General features: G+C 70.9%; 1 protein-coding gene. It reads right to left on the minus strand.

Going from position 1 to position 409, the window contains the following annotated elements; all coding sequences use genetic code 11:
• Positions 1 to 73: 73 nt before the first annotated feature.
• Positions 74 to 409 (minus strand): carboxyl transferase domain-containing protein (locus HA630_RS00490; RefSeq protein ID WP_305792595.1); only part of this gene is annotated, 336 nt, incomplete at its 5' end.

The raw sequence follows: 409 nt of genomic DNA on the forward strand, positions 1-409 counted from the left end.
CTCGGCGCGGGTCAGGGTCACGGTGGCGCGGTGCGCCTGCACGGTCACGGTCAGGTTGCTCATGTCCGGCCCCTCACATGCGGAACACGCCGAACCGGGTGTCCGGGGTGGGGGCGTTGAGCGTGGCACTCAGGCCCAGCGCCAGCACGCGGCGGGTGTCGGCGGGGTCGATGATGCCGTCGTCCCACAGGCGCGCCGTGGCGTAGTAGGGGTGGCCCTGTTCCTCGTACTGCTGCTTGATCGGGGCCTTGAAGGCCTCTTCTTCCGCCGTGCTCCACTGGCCGCCCTTGGCCTCGATGCCGTCGCGCTTGACCGTGGCCAGCACGCTGGCGGCCTGCTCGCCACCCATGACACTGATGCGCGCGTTGGGCCACATCCACAGGAAGCGCGGCGAGTAGGCGCGGCCGCA

This window comes from Aquabacterium sp. A08, assembly GCF_011742065.1.